Origin of the sequence: Bacillus cereus group sp. BfR-BA-01360 (genome assembly GCF_022663595.1) — a bacterium.
Taxonomy (GTDB): domain Bacteria; phylum Bacillota; class Bacilli; order Bacillales; family Bacillaceae_G; genus Bacillus_A; species Bacillus_A cytotoxicus.
Genome location: NZ_JAKUFV010000011.1, coordinates 34,674 through 54,717, shown reverse-complemented (window position 1 = coordinate 54,717; position 20,044 = coordinate 34,674). Strand labels below are relative to the sequence as shown.

The following is a 20,044-nucleotide window of genomic DNA, read 5'->3' as shown; positions in this document are numbered from 1 at the left end:
TTCCTTATAAAAATGGACGAAATAGCCCTTTAATTGTTTGAGATAAATTCTTATAAGCTGATGCACCATGAAATTCAAGATTGAAATTCACTTCCTCAAGCCAATGGGAATCAAATGCTGCTTCTGCAATATAGGGCTCAATATCATTTCTTCCTGTTGGATTGAAGTGTAGTACATCAATCCCAATTTGGTTTAAAAATAACAATAACGCTGCGTCAGAACGTGTTAATTCCCCACTCTTCTCATTGTTAAATATAACAATTTTTGGCACCTCTTGTGAATAATCGAATTTCTCAAGAAGTTCTAAAATATGAGGTGGAATTTGAGAAAGTTGCGCAAAAACATATAATGCAACATCTTGTTTTGTTTCTTTTCCAATTGGTTTAAATAGATCGCTTTCGCATGTATGAATAATAGCTTCTGCGATACCATGTTGCAGTCCTTCAGGCAGGCGCTTATGTGGCCACCAATGACTATTCATAATTTGATCTGGATGTAATTTCCCGGCTCGATCTAATGCATCTCGATAATGAAATTGAAAGTTAGCTTTTTGTTCTTTTGTAAATGGAAATCTATTAATTAATAGACTATTATCAAACGATGTAACAGCTTTTAATCGCTGAAAATATTCTTTTTCACTTTTGGAAACCCCTGATATTTTCGCAAATAGAGAAGGAATATAAATATGTTTATTCTCTACAAAAAATGTCGGGCGGACAAATGCCTTTTCTTTTGTAAGAATGAAAAGTTCATCGTATGTTGTCTTGAGTGTACGTGCTACGGGTGTATACATGCGGAATTGCCACGGTTTATATAAGAGTGAATTATCATGATGAAGCACTTGTTCAATTTCCTTCGATGCTTGATATGCCACTGTTGCAACGCGCTCACGGCGGCGGTCTGGAAATGGCTCCAATGAAATGCGTCCTGGGTGAGAGAATACAAAAGTTCGCCCCTCTTCATCAATACTTTCCAAAACATCTTTTCCTTCTGGATGATAATATAAAACGTCACATCCAAGCATAATAAGAAAATATAAAAAGTAGATGCGGCTCTCTTTTGCATCACCATACCAAATAATACGTGGCATTTGTTTTTTATAGTGAATTGTAGAGAACCACTTAGCTATATAATTCTCACTTAATTTGATTATATCAATTAAGAAGCGACGAAATCCTTCTGTTTTTAATGATTGATTATGTTGCTTCTCATATAATTTCAATATAGAAATAAAAGTACTATGTATATAGTACTGTAAATCTGGATTCTCTACTTTTGGTAACAATTGTTTCCCCGATAAGTGTGCAACAAGCCGATTCACAGTAAGACCATTTGGCGCTTCTTGATGCACAGCAAATATCTCTTGAATCTGACGAAGTTTTTCAGAATCAATGACTTTATCTAAATTTTGTTCATACAATACATGAATTCCTTTTGTTTCACTATAATCATATAATTCATTAAAATACTCATCGACATCATTAGGAACTCCAAGAATACGACAGGCTATATAGCTAAATCTCATTTCATTTTCTGTTAACTCATATTGCGGACGTTTTTCTAAAATTGTTTCGAATAGCTGTAAATGAGCTTCTTCTTTTAAAGGGTGTGGATGAAGTGTAAAACGCGAAAACACGAAGGTTCACCTCCAAAAACATTTGCTGTTAAAAAAGATTCATTTATTTCTTTATTATACCATTTTTAATTATAAAAAATGGGCGCTCGTATAACGAGCAAACCCAAGTCAATTATTTATCGTCTTCCTTCGTAGCCGCAACTTCCTCTCTGGCTTGTCCTTTTCGCATATAATGCAAAATAAATGTTGCACTAAATGCGATCACTAAAATCATAAAGAATAACCAGTGCGGTACTTCAATATGAATCACAGATAGTAACATCTTCGCTGCAATAATTAAAATTAAAATATACGCTGTCGATTCAAGTTCAGAAACACGTTCTAATAATCTTAAAAATACGCCTGCAATACCACGCATCATTAAAATACCCAGCATTCCACCTAATAATAGAATCCAAACTTCATTGGATACACCAAAAGCTGCAAGAACGCTATCTACTGAAAATGCAATATCCATAAGCTCAACCATGACAACTGTTCCCCAGAATACACCAAATATTCTAAAGAGAACGCTATTTTGGTTCATACCATGAGCTTCTTCTTCTTCACTCTCACCTTTGCGTTTGTCAATAAAGTACTTGATAGAAAGCCATGCAAGGTAAAGGGCTCCAAGTACTTTCACCCACCATAATTTAATTAAGAACATCCCGATTCCAATTGCAATAAATCGGAACACATATGCACCAATTAAACCATAAAATAATGCTTTTTTACGCTTCTTTTCCGGCAAGTGTTTTACCATTACAGCTAACACAAGTGCATTATCAGCAGATAATAATCCTTCAAGTACAACAAGTGTACCAATTAAGCCCCAAGACACTGGATCTTGTAATACTCTAATCCACATGTCCAAATCAAAAAATTGGGCATACGTATCAAGGATTCCTTGTAAAACGCTCATCTTACCATTATCCCCTATTCTTTGCTAGATTTATAGAAAGGGCAAAAAGAAGGAAACGAAGTTCGTTTCCTTCTTATGCATCCAAGCCATACGCTCTTACAAGCGCACCTAATCCCCCTTGGAATCCACTTCCTACCGCATTAAACTTCCATTGTCCATTATGACGATATAATTCACAAAAAACAACTGCTGTTTCAATGGAAAAATCTTCTCCTAAATCAAAACGTAAAATTTCTTCATTTGTTTCTTCATTTACTAAACGAACAAACGCATTTGCGACTTGTCCAAAGTTTTGATTCCGACTTTCCGCATCATAAATTGTAACTGTAAAAGCTATTTTTTGAACATCCTCTGGAACTTTTGTTAAGTCTACAATAAGTTGCTCATCATCGCCTTCTCCTTCACCTGTACGGTTGTCACCTGTATGTAAAACAGATCCACAAGGAGACTGCAAGTTGTTATAGAAAATAAAATCTGTTTCTTTCGTACATTTTCCATGTGCATCTAGTAAAAAGGCTGATGCATCTAAATCATAATCAGATCCACCATCATACGCCTTAATATCCCACCCAAGGCCGATTATTGCTTTTTTTAGACCAGGGCTTGTCTTACTCAAATCGATTTTCTGTCCCTTTTGCAACTGGATCGCCATCTATCTTCACCTCTATTGTCATTCTATATATATGAACCTAATTACTCTACATCTAATCCAAAGTTATTACATAATGCACCTAATCCACCTTGGAATCCACTTCCTATCGCATTAAACTTCCATTCGCCAGCATGACGATATAACTCGCCAACAACAACCGCTGTCTCAATCGAGAAATCTTCTCCTAAGTCATAGCGGATTAATTCAGCGTTCTTTTCTTCATCTATAATGCGTACGAAAGAGTTAGATACTTGTCCAAAGTTTTGGTTGCGACCTTCTCCTTCATAAATAGTAATTGTAAAGCAAATGCGCTCAATACTTGCAGGAACATTCTTTAAATCTACTTTAATTACTTCATCATCGCCGTCTCCTTCGCCTGTACGATTATCTCCTAAATGTTGTACGGAACCATTTGCGCCCTTTGGATTGTTATAGAATACAAAGTCTTCCGCTCCGGAAACTTTTCCATTTGCCCCTACTAGAAAAACGCTAACATCTAAATCAAAATCATGTTGTCCATCATAACGATTTGTGTCCCATCCAAGACCTACAAGTACTTTAGATAATCCTGGATTTGTTTTTGTTAAATCAACCTTTTGTCCTTTTTTTAATGAAATAGATGCCATTTATTCTTCCTCCTTAAACTCAATTACTGATAACGAGATACAATCTCACTTAAATTTTTATCTTGTGTGCCTTCCCCAACCGCAGAGAACTTCCACTCATTTCCGTATCGATACATTTCACCTGCAATTAATGTCGTTTTCCCACCGTAATTTTCAGATAAATTGTAACGTGCTAATTCTTCACGCGTTTGCGGATTTTGAATACGAATATACGCATTCTGAATCATTCCAAAGTCTTGACGACGATTCACACAATCATAAATGTTTACAACAAACACTAAACGATTAATACGACTTGGAACTTTATGCAATTCTACGAAAATTGTTTCGTCATCGCCTTCTCCTTCACCTGTTAAATTATCACCTGAATGAATAATACTCCCACAAGCAGAAAGCTTATTCCCAAAATAAACGAGATCATTCTTATTCACAAAACGATCGTTTTCTAGCATAACTACTGATGCATCACAATCGATGTTTGGTTTACTGCCAAATAAGGAAGAGAGAAATCCACCTGATTGTCCCACAGGATCCCATCCTAAACCAACCTGTAGTTTTGCTACTTTTGGTTGTCCCTTCGTTAAATCAATCTTCTGTCCTTTTTCTAAAATAATAGGCATGAAGTTTCTTCCTTTCTACAAGATATTCTCCCGAAAAGGGAAAATATTGTATTCTTCTCTTATATTGTAGCATTTCTTGTCGATTGAAAAAAAGAATAAATTTTCAATTATTATGAAAACATTTGTATTATTTATTTAGATGGATGTAATAAATGGTAAATTGCTCCAATCATTCCAGCATGATTACCATGTTGCGCAAGCTCAATCTCACAGTTTTCATAACTCTCTCTATTCAAGTATTCTTTTACTTCTTTTTTCACTTCTTCTAAAAAGACGTTCCCTCTTGCGGTAATCCCTCCCCCAATAATGATTGCTTCTGGGTTAAAAATGTAAGCAAGGTTACTAATTCCAATCGCTAAATGCTGAAAGAATTTTTGAACAGCTTGCGTTGCTTCTTTATCCTTCTTATCGTATAGTTCAAAGATTCTTTTCCCATCCCACTGACCGCCACTTTTATATTGCTTTACAAGGCGAATTAATCCTGAAATAGATGCAACTTCTTCAAATTTTTCCCCTTCTATTCGCATATTCCCCCATTCGCCCGCACTAAATGAATGACCACGATACAATTTCTCACCAATGATAATTGCACCACCAATTCCTGTACCTAGCGTAAGCATAATAAAGTTTGCTCTTTGCTGTCCGACTCCCTTCCATTTTTCTCCTAATGCTGCACAATTTACATCATTCTCTATAGATACAGGGACATTCAATATATTTTGTAATCTCTCAATAATTGGAATGCCCGCATAATTTGGTATATGATCTATTCCGCCTGTTATGATTCCTTTATGAATATCGACAATTCCAGCTGTACTAATGCCGATGCCAGAGATATCGTGAAGTTTCATTAAATGATGAGATAAATGAATCATTTTTTGAACAATCTGCTCCCCACCTAAATGGATTTCTGTCGGAACTGCATGATGTACTAGCACGGTTCCCTCTTCTGACACCACTCCATATTTCATTTGTGTACCACCAATATCAACTGCAATATAATGTTTCATTTTCTTTCATCTCCCAGTACCCTTACTTTTCTATACTTAATTATAACGAATCGAAATTCATATAAAAAAAGGATCTTCATTCTACACGTAAGATCCTTTTCCAGACTAAGTCACATACATTAATATGCTTTTCCCCAATAGACTAAATTGTTCGCTTTTTTGTTACAGCATACACATTCTTCCGCTAACTGCTCTTGTTCAAATGGTATGCAACGCGATGTCACGCCTACCTCTTCTTTTAATTTCTCTTCACATGTAAGGTCGCCGCACCACATCGCTTTAATAAACCCTTGCTTTGCATTAGCTACTTGCTTCATTTCATCAAAACTTGTAACGCTGTATGTGTTTGCATTACGAAATGCCTTTGCTTTCTGAAATAAGAAATTATGAATTTCATTAAGTACCAATACAATCCGCTCTTCTAATTGATCCATTGATACACATTCTTTCTCCTTCGTATCTCGTCTAACAAGTACTACTTGATTTTTTTCGATATCTTTTGGACCAACTTCTAAACGAATTGGCACACCTTTCATTTCATACTCATTAAACTTCCATCCTGGTGTTTTACTACTCGCATCTATTCTTACACGTGCAACTTGTTGAATTCGCTCTTTTAACTCTGCTACTTTTTCCAATATCCCTTCTTTATGCTGAGCAATTGGCACAATCATCACCTGCACTGGTGCAACTTTTGGCGGTATAACAAGTCCATTATTATCACTATGAACCATAATAAGCCCCCCAATCATTCTTGTGGATACGCCCCAAGATGTTTGATGTACATATTGCCATTTTCCATTCCGATCTAAATATTTAATCTCAAATGCTTCAGAGAAATTTGTACCAAAATTATGAGATGTTCCTGTTTGAAGTGCTTTCCCATCGTGCATTAAACTTTCAATTGTATACGTCGCTTTTGCTCCTGCAAATTTTTCCTTTTCCGTTTTCTTCCCTTTAATGACTGGAATTGCTAAATACTCTTCACAAAATGAAGCATATACATTCAAAATATTTAAAGTTTCCCTTTGCGATTCCTCTGCCGTTTCATGAATTGTATGACCTTCTTGCCATAAAAATTCAGTTGTGCGAAGAAATGGTCTCGTCGTTTTTTCCCAACGGACAACTGAACACCACTGATTATATAATTTAGGTAAATCATTATAAGACTGAACAATTTTTGAAAAATGCTCACAAAATAATGTTTCAGATGTTGGACGCACACAAAGTCTTTCCCCTAACTTCTCATCTCCTCCATGTGTAACCCATGCTACTTCAGGTGCAAAGCCTTCCACATGATCCTTTTCTTTTTGAAGTAAGTTTTCTGGAATAAACATTGGCATATACACATTTTCATGACCGGATGCTTTTAATTTTTCATCCAGCACTTTTTGTATATTCTCCCATAATGCATATCCATATGGACGTAAAATCATACAACCTTTTACACTTGAATAATCAACCAGTTCTGCTTTCTTCACAATATCGGTATACCACTGAGCAAAATCTTCCTCCATCTTTGTAATGGCTTGCACTTGTTCTTTTTTCATATTTTCCCCTCCTTTAAAACATAAAAAAAGCCCGCGTCCCGAAATAGGGACCGAGCTTTTGCCGGCGTTACCACCCTGATTCATGCACAAAAGTTGTACATGCTCTCTTTTTTGATAACGGGAATTTCCCGCCGCATATGCAGAACGCAAAGGTAGGTTCCATATCGCCTTTTTAAGAATCTTTCAGCCAATGGATTCCCTCTCTGAGAAAAAGATGAGATATGTACTAGTCCTTTTTCATCGTTATAACAAGATAAATTTTCCTATCATCATAATATAAATTATTTTTTAAAACAATAGTTAATTTTCTTAATTTTTTATATTCTTTTCATTCTCTTCTACGTTTATACTTAATCTATACAGATGTATTTCGAAAAAGCTTAAAAAATTGATGAGCAATCATACCAATAAGTGTTCCCAATAATATAAAGAAACATGCTATACCATATCCCAGTCCTTCCCAACTACCAATAACGAAAATTGTGACTAACAAAAAAGCTATGCAAAGAAGGATTACGACAAGTGCAAATATAATATCAAATGATTTTGCTGGAAACAATTTTTTTAACAAAAACGAAACAGTAAATACGATAACAATGGTCATCGCTCCAATGATATAAAAGACTTCAAATCCATCCATTTCATTCCTCCTTTCATTTACTTTCGTATCCTTATTTTATGTTTGATTTTTCTGAAAGTAAATATTTGAATTTGTTCATACCATCTTTGTAATCTCCTTTTAATAGGAGTATAAAAACAAATGAAATCTTGAGGAGGTGTACACGATAATGAATACAGCAGTAACGAATCATGTCATCATTTTATCTTTCGATTGTTTATCAGCCTTAGATTTTCCTATATTACAAGAGCTTCCCCATTTTCAATCTCTTATGCAGCGAGGAGCAATCGCCAAAAAGGTGGAAACAATTTATCCTTCGTTAACATACCCAAGCCACGCTACGATTGTAACTGGCAACTATCCTAGTAAACATGGCGTTGTGTGCAATACTTTACTTCAACCAGGGCGAGAATCACCAGATTGGCATTGGTATCGGCGTTCCATTAAAGGAACAACATTATATGACGAAGCACGAAAAGCAAATTTAACGACAGCAGCACTTCTATGGCCCGTTACGGGAAGAGCGAAAATAGACTATAACCTACCAGAAATCTTTCCAAATAGACCATGGCAAAATCAAATTTTAGTTTCATTATTTAGCGGCAGTCTGCTTTATCAGCTCGAACTTAACCATCGTTTTGGTCATATTAGAAAAGGATTATCGCAACCAGAACTCGATGATTTCGTTCTTGCTTCCGCTGTTTATACGATTCAAACGAAAAAACCTAATGTGATGTTTGTCCATTTTACAGATTTAGACACGCAACGCCATTATCACGGATTTCGTTCTCCTGAAACAGAGGCGGCTATCAAACGGCACGATGAGCGGTTAGGAAAAATAACAAAGGCTTTACAAGCAAGTGGGATATACGAAGAAAGTACCATTATCGCACTCGGTGATCACAGTGCTCTAAATGAAAGTAAAGCAATTCAATTAAACGTTCTCTTTCATCAAAAAGGACTCATTTCTATTAATCAAAGGGGCAAACTCACACATTGGAAAGCATATTGTCAAAGTTGTGACGGTTCAGCTTACGTGTATGTAAAAGATAAAAATGATATACAAACGATTCAAACTGTTCAACATCTTCTTGAGACCCTTCTTCAAAATAAACAAAATGGAATTGAATTTATTCTTCATGATGAAGCGGCAAAAGAATATGGCGCTGATGGCAATTGTCTTTTTATGCTAGAAGCTCAGGAAGGTTATTATTTCACTGAAAGTTACACCGGAGATTTTATAAAAGAAATTACAAAGAACGATGTAATTTCTAATAAAAAGTATACATTCGGTACACATGGTTATTCTCCTACAAAACCAAACTATGAAACAATCTTTATAGCGGGTGGAAAAGGAATTCGACAAGGAGTTGTCATTCCATATATGCGACTTATTGATGAGGGCCCTACCATTGCACGCTTACTTGGATTACACCTTGGCAAAACGGATGGAACTGTAATAGAGGATTTACTACAATTGTAAAGAAAAATGTGTATATGTAAAAATTATGTAAAATTCATCTCTGTTTCTCTTTTTATCTGTTATGTTTTTGTACACTACTATTAGAACATACTAAGGAGGAACACTTTATGAAAAAAATATCTAGGCAAGAAAAAAGCTGGATATTGTATGACTGGGCCAATTCAGTATATTCACTTGTCATTACAACCGCACTCTTTCCTATTTACTTTAAATCTGCGGCAAAAGAAGCTGGTTTATCCGGTGCAACTTCAACAGCATTTTGGGGATATGCAAACTCTATCTCTACACTCCTCATTTCTATACTTGCGCCAATACTTGGCACCGTTGCCGATTATAAAGGATTTAAGAAGCGCTTTTTCATCTTCTTTTTCAGTCTGGGCATTCTATTTACAAGTATGCTAGCTATCGTTCCTACTTCACAATGGTATCTATTACTCATTTGTTATATGTTCGCTTTAATCGGATTTGCTGGTGCAAATATCTTTTATGATGCATTTTTAGTCGATGTTACATCAGAAGAGCGAATGGACCAAATTTCAACGCGCGGATTTGCACTAGGCTATATCGGAAGCACCATCCCCTTTATCGGTTGTATTGCTCTTATTATGTTATCACAAAAAGGAATCATTCCCTTATCAGCAGGCATAGCGAGTCAAATTTCTTTTGCGATTACAGCTCTTTGGTGGGGACTATTTACAATTCCCATGCTAAAGAATGTAGAACAAAGACACTATATTGAAAGAGAATCAAAACCAATTGTTATGAGTTTTAAGCGTTTAACAAATACTTTTAAAAACATAAAACAATATCGAACCGTCTTTATATTCCTACTCGCTTACTTTTTCTATATCGATGGAGTGGATACGATTATTACTATGTCGACAGCTTATGGAACAGATCTTGGTATTAGTGCAACAAATCTCCTTATCATTTTATTTGTCACACAAATTGTAGCTTGTCCATTCGCTTTACTATACGGAAAACTCTCTGCAATGTTTACAGGAAGAAAAATGTTATATGTCGGCATCATCATCTATATTAGCATTTGCATATATGCTTATTTTCTAAAAACAACGTTAGACTTTTGGATTCTTGCTATGCTTGTCGCAACTTCTCAAGGAGGAATTCAAGCATTAAGCCGTTCCTATTTTGCTAAATTAGTACCGAAAGACGCCGCAAATGAGTTCTTTGGATTTTATAACATTTTTGGTAAATTTGCTGCAATTATCGGTCCCGTACTCGTCGGTGTTACAACCCAATTAACCGGAAAAACAAATACAGGTGTATTAAGTATTACGGTTTTATTTATTCTAGGGGGCTTCATACTAACACGCGTACCTGAACACACTACTTCCGTTACACCACCAACGCCAAAATTAGAAACATTATAATGAAAAAAGTGCCATTTTATAGAAAGTGGCATTTTTTAGTTTGAAAATATACTTTCGAACCACGTTCGAAGCGTATGAATCATTCCAATTTTAACAGCAAGTTTAATAACGAAAACTCATCTTGCAGCTATAAAAACAGAATGCTAGCTTTCTTTTATTTTTCACTTTCTGTTTCTTCTCCATTTCACAATATGACTCATTCTACGCTATGTGCAAACGAACTAATCAAACGTTTGTTTAAAACGAACGATGCGCCTGTAAAAAGCAAAATGAAACAAATGCATTTGCACGTCAATCATATAAACACAAGCACCACTAAACTTACTTCTACTACAAACATACTACACTAACTTTATTTTTTCTCTTACTGCTGATCCGTTCCTAATCTTCAACAAGCTGCGACTTAACTCATACAATTGCATACCAATAACCCATAAACTTGCAGAAAGTTTATTTTTAATCATTCATTTTTAGTTTTCACGATGCAATTTACATATATCAGGAAACTGGGAGACTGTGAGAAAATTTTCTCAAACAGGAAGAATATTATTAGGTTTTGGAGCGACTCAAGTGTTTTGGGGACTTGTAATGCTTAATGGAATTAATTTATTTGAGCATACAAGTAAAATGGTGAAATATAGTATTCTAATTACTGGAATAGTTTGTTGCATTGCATCTAACTTTTTTAAAGAACCTAGGAGTGGTACTAATAAGTAAATTAATGTTAACTTAGCGGAAGTATATCAATCTCTATACTTTTTAGCTACTGCTCCGAATATTGTATTTCATATACAAGTTGTAAATTTAACTTTTCCATTCTTTCTCCTAGTCTACAAATTATCATTGTAATATCAATATATCCTTTGTCTATATAGTTATCGAAAAGTTCTAAATAAAAAGGGTGTAAATCCCCCCCTTTTTATTTAAAGCTTTTAACACCATTTTGCTTTGTACTTTCCATTTGATTTGTCACTTTCGCACTACCTATATTCATACGTAAAATAGGTAAAATTGCCATTAAACTAAGTAGCATTGCTATACAAAAGACAACGATGATTGAAGTCACTTCTTTCACTCCTCCAGCAAATGCATTCCCCATTAGCATAGCTCCCATAAAAATTGGAAGAATGGTACCATTTACACGCCCAACCATATTTTCTGGTACAAGCTGAATCATAAGTGTGCCAACAACAATATTAACACAAGCTAAACAAATGCCCGTTCCAAACCTCATGAAGCTAGTCAACCAAAATGATGTTGATACTCCCTCTACGAGAAATGATAGAGCTAATACAAACATACCAAACACAAACATTTTCTTCGGATGTACCTTGGAAGCAAATATAGCAGCAATACCACCTCCAATTAGCATTCCTATTCCATCGGCAACTGCTAAATATTGAACAGCTTCCTTATTTAATCCTAATCGTTCAATAACGAGAAAAACTTCTAATGGATTCGTTAATCCAACCGCTAAACCGATAATCGCAAAAGCAACTGTAATCATGCTTACATTTTTCGTTTGAAGAACGAATTTCCACCCTTCTTTTATATCGCTTCCTAATGTACGCTCTACTTTTTCCTCTTTTTCAATCCATATTGGTAAAAAGGACAATGCCAGGGCAGATAACAAAAAGAGTCCAATTAAGCTATATAACGCTGTAAACACCCCTAATTGTGTATAAACAACAGACCCTATAACTGGACCAAAAATGAGAAACAATGACTGTAACGTTTGATTGAATGCAATCGCATTTGAAACATATTTTTCTTCTACATAACGCTTAAAAATTTTTGATGATGAAGGCTGAGAAAATTGTCCAACAATCGCTGAGACAAGCGTTGCAAAAAATATGGCCTGCCAATAATCCATTTTTAACAATACAATAATACCTATAATGGAACATACACTTAACATATCGCCAGCTACCATTGTTCGGTTCGGATTCCACCGATCAGCTAGTGCACCGCCGACAAATGAAAAAATAAAAATAGGTGCATACTCCATAACCGATAATAATGAAACTGAGATAGGATCGTTGTTCGTCCTTTCCATAACAAAATATAAAAGTGCCATATTTCTTATCCAAATAGCAAGTTGTTGCAAAATATCGGATATCGTGACTAATAAAAAAGCGCGATTACTAAATAAATTTTTCATTTGAACCTCCTTATAAACCGACCGTTCGGTCTATTTTTATAAGAGAAAGACTACTGATTTAAGAATCAGCTGCCATTCCTTGTAACAATACATCAATTGCTTTTTTATAAACTCGTTTCATCTCTATAGGATCAAGTTCATAATAAAGCACACCAAGCCCAGACAATAAACCATTTACAATATACATAAGATCACGAATATTATCCTGACGAAATTCCCCAGATTGGATTCCTTCCTCAATTAATTTTTCAAATACACCATATGATGCTCTTGCTAAAGTAAGCATTTCATCTAGTACTTCTTTACTCACCACTTGGCTTGTAGAAAACTCTTCTACCGCACTAAAAATCGGGTGTTGTGTATCTTCTACATGAAATTCCGCAAGACCATATAGTTTTTCAGTACTCGTATGATATTGCTTTTCTTTCACATTCCACTTCTCAATCCAATCATACGTATGTTGTTTGACCACAAATAAAAATAGTTCTTCTTTACTTTTGAAATGATAATAAATGCTTCCTTTACTGCGCTCTGTAATTTCGCAAATTTCTTCCATAGATGTTGCAGCGTAACCTTTTTGCGAAAATAATTCTTCTGCTTTGTATGCAATTTCTTTTTTTATTTCTTCTGCACTTTTTCGCATATTCCCCTCCAAAAAACCGACCGTTCAGTCTAATGATAACAAATATAAAATCTTCATTACAAGGTGATATTTCCTAAATTCAGAAAAAAATATTTTTTTAAAGCTAATGAATCGATTCTATGTTTCTATTTATGATCTAGTAAATATACAGGATAAACATTTGTTTCACCGATTTCATAGCAGTTCATCTTAATTAATCAAACGTTTGTTTAAAAAGAAACATACTAAGATATGAACCGTACCCTATAAAATGGACAGTTTCATAAAAAGGCCTTTAAAAATCAAGCACTTAAAAGATGGTTCCGATATTGTAACAGAGCCATTTTGTGATTGTTCATTGATAACGATCATAATTATAATCTTGCATATACTCGTCTATCACTTGTTGAAGAGATTGGAATGTTTAACAACACTTGTCGTTTCATTCATCCATATCATTATGTTTAAACGGTTTTCGCTTAGCATTAGAAAGAATTGCTCCTTGTATAATACTATTATGAGCCAATGCATCATGCAGAATTAAATCTTCTTGATTGACAATATTCCCAATAGTATTAACGTTAGTACTGTGTCCCCCCACCTGAATTAGAGCATCTTCTACATTTAAGAATTCAGCAATTTTCCTTTCAAGCTTTTGATGAATTTCAATTTCTCCGCTAAGTAATCTGCTACCAGAAACACTTGTCCCAAAACGATTTATCGCCTCAATAACAGACTGGTTAATAATATTTGAACCATTAATACCGAGGTAATTGTAAGTGGAATAATTGATCTTCTCTTCTCCGTCTATAATAATTCTATTTGATGCTATTCCATGGTTTTCTCTGAAATACGGAATGTATTTTCTGCTTTCAAGATATTTATGAAACTCTTTAACTTCAGGAAAATCATCAAGCAATGAAGTTGTCTCTTGACTCATTTCTATCTCTAATTTTTCACATATCAAGTTAATAATATTCTCTACTGTTGTATCCTCTTGTTGAAAAACCGCTTCTAAATCGACTTCTTTCATTTCAGGAAAGTCATGTACTACTAATCTATAAAAATCCATAACCATCAATGAGTCAAGACCAAGGTTATTCACTAATGAATGAGTTAAAGCAATTTCACTTTGATCATAACCTGTTATTTCAGCCAAATGACTAATAATTTTATCGAACACTTTATTCATGGTAAACCTCCATTATCCTTTTATGTTGTAGCAAAATGATCTATTAAAAATTTAGCAGCATTTACTGGACCCTCAATATTATCTAAAAGTTCCTGCATCTTTTTCGCCTTGTTATGCATCTCTTTATTTTTTAGCGAAAATTCTATTAGTTCACCAATCTTCTTAGTTGTTATATCTTTTCGTTTAAGTGCTAATGCATTGCCAAAGAGAACACATTCATTTATATTAACTCTTTGTTCTGCCTGCAGTCCAAGTCCAAGGAATGGTTTTCCAGATAAACAAGCTGTTTGAACTGTACCTTCTCCGCCATGAATAATAGATAAGTCTATTATGTTTCCCAATTTATGAGCAGGGAGTAAATCACATAGAATGATATTCTTGCTACTAGAAAAAGTATTGCCACTAGACGCCAGTGTTTTCTTCATAGGGCATATTACTGTCACCGGAAGTTTCTTTAAAACATGTAAGAATTTCATGACAATTTCTTTACTTCCGGAACTTCCCATCGCAAAATAAATAACAGGTTGATTTGAGGGAAGACTATTCAGAAATGAAGGTATAGGAATATCTAGTTTTGCATAAACCGGACCAATATATTTATAGTTAGCCGGAAGCTCTTCCACACCACTAATTTCAGGAATGGTTGTAATTAAATTGTAATCTGCATCTAGTGCATCTATGGTGTATTTTGGAAGGGGCACACCTTCTTCTTCTGCCAATCTAGAGAAAGACTTTGGTTTATAAGTAATGCCTAAAGCAACCTTTTTATAGAGATTCATGATGAATTTTTTAGGTAAGAAAGGCTTATTAATTATGGAGGGTAATTCTAGATGTCCTTTTAATAAAAAAGTTCTAGTGTATGCTAGCGGTTTAATATATACAAGTGGTGTTTGACAAGCTCTCGCTGAAATAAACATACTTAATGTAGTTCCGATAACGACAACTGCCGGATGGTAAGCATTTATAATTCTTTTCTCATTCTCAATTCGTTTTTTGAGATGTTCGTATGTAAAAGGATGTTTTATGCCCTTCATCTGATCAACTTTCATGAGTTGAGTGATATCATCTTCACTTAAGTCTGGTTCAAGATGGATAAATTCAAAGTTAGCCCTTTCAATAAGGTAAGCATATTTTCTAGAATAGCCTATAAATAGGCACTGAAAATATTCAGAACATTTTTTGGCTACTTCTATTGATCTAGTAGTTTCGGCCAAGTTAAAAGTTTCTGGTGCAAAAAGAATTACTTTTTTAATTATCCTCACCTCCCCATATTTACCAATTTATAACAATCATCATTATACGTGATATATAATTATCGAACAAGGTATTTTTGTTTTTTTCTATAATTTATTTATATAAATTATAATCTTTATCTTTACTTATTTTCCTATGAATCGAAACCGTACAGAGTAACGCTTTACTTGGTATCCCGTTGATACAATCTCATCATATAATACTGCACAATTAATGGTACCTTCTTTAATCCTTTGAAAGACGTATGATTTATATGAATTTAGTTTACTTGGCATTTTCTCTACTTTCTTTTTGGACGGTAATTCATCATGTTGAATATATTTCCGAATAGTTTTTCGGATCAAACCCTGTTTCCTCAGATACTGCTTTAATTGTTCAGCCCTTTTGATACAATTGCCTAATCATAAAAAATCCCCCAATCCTGACCATAGTTTCTCCACTTCGTTTAAGTCCTTGGGAGAAACAATTTGTTTGAATGTATCTAAAAAGTGTATCCAATGTATTTTTTGAGGAGATAATGGAGTTACAGACAAACAATGACCATCCTTTCATTTTTAATTTCACACTGAATAAGGATGGTCATTGTTTGTCTTTTTATATCATTTTCTTAACTTGACAGCTCCATTTCTAACAGTCTCCACCACCGCAGCAGCCATCGCCTCCGAAAGAACTTCCACAATCATGGGAGCTACCGCTATCATGTGAAGTCCCGCTATCAGATCCTGCAAATAAAGCGAGGGGAGGTGAAATATGAGTAGATGAATTGTCCCCATTTCCTGTTTTATGTAGGTTTACTTTTTTATTATTTGAGCGAACTGTTTTTACAAGCATTCCGATTAAAATGAAAAATAACAATGCTGCGATTGCAAATCCCATTTCAATCCCTCCTTTCTATTACACCTCACTACATTTTCATTTCTTGCTCTCTTACCGTAATTTATGAAGGATTTGATTTTGATACATACGAAAAGCCGAACTTCCTTTTATTTTTCTTTTTTCCATTAACTGTTGAAAGCGAAGTGTTTTTTCCGTTAACTCTGCTTTTAACTTTTTCGTTTCTGACTCATCATAACAACACGCAATCAAATCCTCTATTTTTAATATCTCCTTTTGTAACTCCATCTCCGGAGGAATCATATGCGCATTCTTCAAAATTTTATAACTCATTCTAAGTTCTGAAGGTACCATTGAAAGATCTTCTAATTGCAGTGGTTTTCCCTTCCCAGATAAATCATTAAGATCACCATTATGAATTGCTTGCTGAATTTTTTCCTCAGCAATATGCAAGAAAACATCCACACTCTCCCCTCCTTACATCCTTTTCCTATTATGTTACAGGAACATACAAAGAATTTCCATTTCATAACGCCTCTTCTCTAAACAATTCTTTCTCAAATGATTCTCTAAATCCCTTTATTTTTAAGTTTTATTCTTCCTACTGTATGCATACTTCGCTTACTGCACTCCTTTATATTGAGAAAACCTTTTTCCAAGCAATAAAACGTTTACACTCAATATGGTGTTTGCTACGATGAAATTACCCCCTGTTACTTGTATAGACCTCGTGATGTCTGTTTGTTTTCGTTAATCGGCAATTTTGCCATTACACCTATTTCAATTTTGAAAGGAGAAATGATAATGAAGATTAAAAAATGTTCACTCTTGCTTCTGTCTCTACTACTCTTCTTGCCTCTTTTTCTTACAAACTTTATAGCTCCAAATTTCGCATCAGCAGATTCGTCATCAACAAGCAAAAAAATCGTTGGATATTTCCCTTCGTGGGGGATCTATGGCCGCAACTATCAAGTTGCCGATATAGATGCTTCTAAGCTCACTCATTTAAACTATGCATTTGCTGATATTTGTTGGAATGGCAGACACGGCAATCCTTCTACACACCCAGATAACCCAAATAAACAAACTTGGCCATGTAAAGAATCTAGCGTCCCACTACAAAATAAAGATGTTCCAGACGGTACGCTTGTATTAGGCGAACCATGGGCTGATGTTAATAAATCCTTTCCTGGTTCAGGAACAACATGGGAAGATTGTGATAAATATGCTCGCTGCGGGAATTTTGGAGAATTAAAGCGATTAAAGGCAAAATATCCACATTTAAAAACGCTTATATCCGTTGGGGGATGGACTTGGTCTAATCGCTTTTCAGACATGGCTGCTGATGAAAAAACGAGAAAAGTATTTGCCGAATCTACTGTCGCCTTTATTCGAGAATATGGTTTTGATGGTGTAGATTTAGATTGGGAATACCCAGGCGTTGAAACAATTCCAGGAGAGAGTTACCGTCCCGAAGATAAACAAAATTTCACACTACTTCTCCAAGATGTTCGAAATGCACTCGATAAAGCTAGCTCTGAAGATGGAAAATCCTACTTATTAACAATTGCTTCAGGTGCAAGCCAGCGCTACGCTGACCATACAGAGCTTAAAAAGATTTCCCAAATTGTAGATTGGATTAATATTATGACATATGACTTTCATGGAGGATGGGAAGCTACTTCCAATCATAATGCTGCACTATATAAAGATCCTCAAGATCCAGCAGCTGATACAAAATATTATGTAGATGGTGCAGTAGAAATTTATAAAAATGAAGGTGTCCCAGCAGATAAAATTGTACTAGGTGTTCCTTTTTATGGTCGCGGTTGGAAAAGTTGTGGGAAAGATAACAATGGACAATATCAGCCATGTACACCAGGTAACGATGGAAAACTAGCCTCTAAAGGTACTTGGGATGATTATTCTACCGGTGTTACAGGGATATATGATTATGGTGACCTAGCAGCAAACTATGTAAACAAAAATGGTTTTGTCCGTTACTGGAATGACACCGCTAAAGTGCCATACTTATACAACGAAAATACAGGAACATTTATTAGCTATGACGACAATGAATCTATGAAGCATAAAACAGATTATATAAAAGCAAAAGATTTAGGCGGGGCAATGTTTTGGGAATTAAGTGGAGATTGTCGTAAGAGCTCAAAATATGACTGTAATGGTCCAAAGTTACTTGATACATTAGTCACGGAACTATTAGGAGGACCTATTCAGCAAAAGGATAACGAACCCCCAACAACTGTAAAAAATATTGTTGTGACCAACAAAAATGCCAACTTCGTACAACTAAGTTGGACAGCATCTACTGATAATGTCGGTGTTACCGAATATGAAGTTCGTTCTGAAAAGGAGAAATGGACAACAACAACAAATAACATCACAATTAAAAGTTTAGCACCAAACACAGAATATGTTTTCTCTATCATTGCAAAAGATGCCGCTGGGAACCAATCACAGCCTTCTTCTATTACTGTTAAAACAGATGACAGCAATACTTCGCCCCCAGACGGTGCTGAGAATGTGATATTTGCAGTTACTTCCAATTGGGGCAATGGTTATAATTTCTCTATTACAATTAAAAATACTGGAACGACACCTATTAAAAACTGGAATTTAGAATTCGATTACAATGGAAATTTAACGCAATTTTGGGATTCGAAACTAATTCGTAAAGAAAAGGATCATTATGTCATAACAAATGCTGGCTGGAATAGTGAAATTCCTCCGGGTGGCTCTGTTACAATTGGCGGTGTCGGAACAGGAACTGTAGCAGATATGTTAAATCCAGTTATACAAACAAATTAGTTTGAACTTACTTTCTATTTATTGAACTCTCCCATCCCTCTTTCTAAGAATCCCTGATGGGGGAGTCTTATTTTCATAATACCTTTCCTCGGTTTGTTATTTACTCTAATCAGTTGAAGTTATTCGTATATTTACCATGTCCCTGTCTCGTTATAAATCTATTTCAAAACAGATCCTTTCTTCATACGTTCTCACCTTATTGTATTCCGCTATTTTAGAGGAGTAAAACTCCCACTGATTAAAGTTTCACTCTATATAATAATTCCTCTTCCAGATTCCTTTCATTTAGTATGGGAACCTTTCTTTTTAGACAAAAACAAATAATCCTTATATTAAGTTTCGGATATGAAGTTTATGTGAAGTTCGATTGAAGTTTACATGAATTTCCTTTTAAATCTCTTGTTTTTCTTTATTCACCACATTATCCTGTAGTCATAGGGACAATCGTTGTTCTAATTTAAGCTATCTGTACATATAAACAAAGATAGTAGCCTGTTAGGGAAAGGCATCTATAAATAGTTATAAAATAGACAATATGATAGAAAAAGCACGCTTATATGCGCACCATAAGCGTGCTTCTTCATATAATTCTCATGTAAGAGTTCTCCAAAATCATGTTAATCACAGGGAAAAGGCATTCACTATAAATGTGAATGTTTTTCTT

General features: G+C 34.9%; 19 protein-coding genes and 1 other annotated feature. Of the genes, 4 read left to right on the top strand and 15 right to left on the bottom strand.

Features of this window, described 5'->3' with window-relative positions; translation table 11 throughout:
- Nucleotides 1-4: 4 nt before the first annotated feature.
- From MR056_RS12140 to MR056_RS12105, 8 genes are all read right to left on the bottom strand, one after another.
- A complete protein-coding gene (locus MR056_RS12140) occupies nt 5-1,636 on the bottom strand; it encodes a YceG family protein (protein ID WP_011983503.1) in 1,632 nt (543 codons plus the stop codon).
- A 112-nt stretch (nt 1,637-1,748) separates the two neighbouring features.
- Nucleotides 1,749-2,537 carry a TerC family protein gene (locus MR056_RS12135; protein ID WP_242136562.1) on the bottom strand — a complete coding sequence of 263 codons (789 nt, stop codon included), beginning with the start codon at nt 2,535-2,537 and terminating at the stop codon, nt 1,749-1,751.
- Nucleotides 2,538-2,610: 73 nt separating this feature from the next.
- Nucleotides 2,611-3,189 (bottom strand): TerD family protein, encoded by a 579-nt coding sequence (locus tag MR056_RS12130; protein WP_087097645.1) that lies wholly within the window; start codon nt 3,187-3,189, stop codon nt 2,611-2,613.
- A 41-nt stretch (nt 3,190-3,230) separates the two neighbouring features.
- Complete coding sequence (locus tag MR056_RS12125; protein ID WP_011983500.1) at nt 3,231-3,815, bottom strand: TerD family protein; 585 nt, start codon at nt 3,813-3,815, stop codon at nt 3,231-3,233.
- Between the two features lie 23 nt (nt 3,816-3,838).
- Nucleotides 3,839-4,435 carry a TerD family protein gene (locus MR056_RS12120; protein ID WP_087097643.1) on the bottom strand — a complete coding sequence of 199 codons (597 nt, stop codon included), beginning with the start codon at nt 4,433-4,435 and terminating at the stop codon, nt 3,839-3,841.
- 131 nt (nt 4,436-4,566) lie between these two features.
- Nucleotides 4,567-5,445, bottom strand: a complete 879-nt coding sequence (locus tag MR056_RS12115) for an ROK family protein (protein ID WP_087097641.1) — start codon at nt 5,443-5,445, stop codon at nt 4,567-4,569.
- A gap of 119 nt (nt 5,446-5,564) precedes the next feature.
- Nucleotides 5,565-6,995: a proline--tRNA ligase gene (gene proS / locus MR056_RS12110; RefSeq protein ID WP_087094406.1), complete on the bottom strand. Its 1,431-nt coding sequence runs from the start codon at nt 6,993-6,995 to the stop codon at nt 5,565-5,567.
- Nucleotides 6,996-7,037: 42 nt separating this feature from the next.
- Nucleotides 7,038-7,245, bottom strand: a binding site (T-box leader).
- Between the two features lie 105 nt (nt 7,246-7,350).
- Nucleotides 7,351-7,635 carry a YesK-like family protein gene (locus MR056_RS12105; RefSeq protein WP_011983496.1) on the bottom strand — a complete coding sequence of 95 codons (285 nt, stop codon included), beginning with the start codon at nt 7,633-7,635 and terminating at the stop codon, nt 7,351-7,353.
- A 148-nt stretch (nt 7,636-7,783) separates the two neighbouring features.
- Between MR056_RS12105 and MR056_RS12100 the strand changes: the two genes are divergently transcribed.
- The 3 genes from MR056_RS12100 to MR056_RS12085 all read left to right on the top strand — a co-directional run bounded on the left by MR056_RS12100 (nt 7,784) and on the right by MR056_RS12085 (nt 11,205).
- Nucleotides 7,784-9,097 (top strand): alkaline phosphatase family protein, encoded by a 1,314-nt coding sequence (locus MR056_RS12100; RefSeq protein ID WP_087097640.1) that lies wholly within the window; start codon nt 7,784-7,786, stop codon nt 9,095-9,097.
- A gap of 107 nt (nt 9,098-9,204) precedes the next feature.
- On the top strand, nt 9,205-10,488 hold the full coding sequence (locus MR056_RS12095) for an MFS transporter (protein WP_087097638.1): 1,284 nt from the start codon (nt 9,205-9,207) through the stop codon (nt 10,486-10,488).
- Nucleotides 10,489-11,004: 516 nt separating this feature from the next.
- The gene (locus MR056_RS12085) at nt 11,005-11,205 is read left to right on the top strand and encodes a hypothetical protein (protein WP_087097636.1); all 201 of its coding nucleotides are present in this window, start codon (nt 11,005-11,007) and stop codon (nt 11,203-11,205) included.
- Nucleotides 11,206-11,407: 202 nt separating this feature from the next.
- Here MR056_RS12085 and MR056_RS12080 read toward each other — a convergent pair whose 3' ends face one another.
- The 7 genes from MR056_RS12080 to MR056_RS12050 form a co-directional block, all read right to left on the bottom strand.
- Nucleotides 11,408-12,649: an MFS transporter gene (locus MR056_RS12080; protein ID WP_087097633.1), complete on the bottom strand. Its 1,242-nt coding sequence runs from the start codon at nt 12,647-12,649 to the stop codon at nt 11,408-11,410.
- Nucleotides 12,650-12,707: 58 nt separating this feature from the next.
- The gene (locus tag MR056_RS12075; RefSeq protein ID WP_011983492.1) at nt 12,708-13,292 is read right to left on the bottom strand and encodes a TetR/AcrR family transcriptional regulator; all 585 of its coding nucleotides are present in this window, start codon (nt 13,290-13,292) and stop codon (nt 12,708-12,710) included.
- 421 nt (nt 13,293-13,713) lie between these two features.
- On the bottom strand, nt 13,714-14,463 hold the full coding sequence (locus tag MR056_RS12070; protein ID WP_242136561.1) for an aminotransferase class I/II-fold pyridoxal phosphate-dependent enzyme: 750 nt from the start codon (nt 14,461-14,463) through the stop codon (nt 13,714-13,716).
- A gap of 20 nt (nt 14,464-14,483) precedes the next feature.
- On the bottom strand, nt 14,484-15,725 hold the full coding sequence (locus tag MR056_RS12065) for a nucleotide disphospho-sugar-binding domain-containing protein (protein WP_087097631.1): 1,242 nt from the start codon (nt 15,723-15,725) through the stop codon (nt 14,484-14,486).
- Between the two features lie 117 nt (nt 15,726-15,842).
- Complete coding sequence (locus tag MR056_RS12060; protein ID WP_087097629.1) at nt 15,843-16,061, bottom strand: hypothetical protein; 219 nt, start codon at nt 16,059-16,061, stop codon at nt 15,843-15,845.
- A 283-nt stretch (nt 16,062-16,344) separates the two neighbouring features.
- The gene (locus MR056_RS12055) at nt 16,345-16,593 is read right to left on the bottom strand and encodes a hypothetical protein (RefSeq protein ID WP_011983491.1); all 249 of its coding nucleotides are present in this window, start codon (nt 16,591-16,593) and stop codon (nt 16,345-16,347) included.
- A gap of 51 nt (nt 16,594-16,644) precedes the next feature.
- Complete coding sequence (locus MR056_RS12050) at nt 16,645-17,016, bottom strand: DnaJ family domain-containing protein (protein ID WP_011983490.1); 372 nt, start codon at nt 17,014-17,016, stop codon at nt 16,645-16,647.
- Between the two features lie 339 nt (nt 17,017-17,355).
- Here MR056_RS12050 and MR056_RS12045 point away from each other — a divergent pair, with 339 nt between their 5' ends.
- Nucleotides 17,356-19,380, top strand: a complete 2,025-nt coding sequence (locus MR056_RS12045) for a glycosyl hydrolase family 18 protein (protein ID WP_242136560.1) — start codon at nt 17,356-17,358, stop codon at nt 19,378-19,380.
- Nucleotides 19,381-20,044 lie beyond the last annotated feature (664 nt).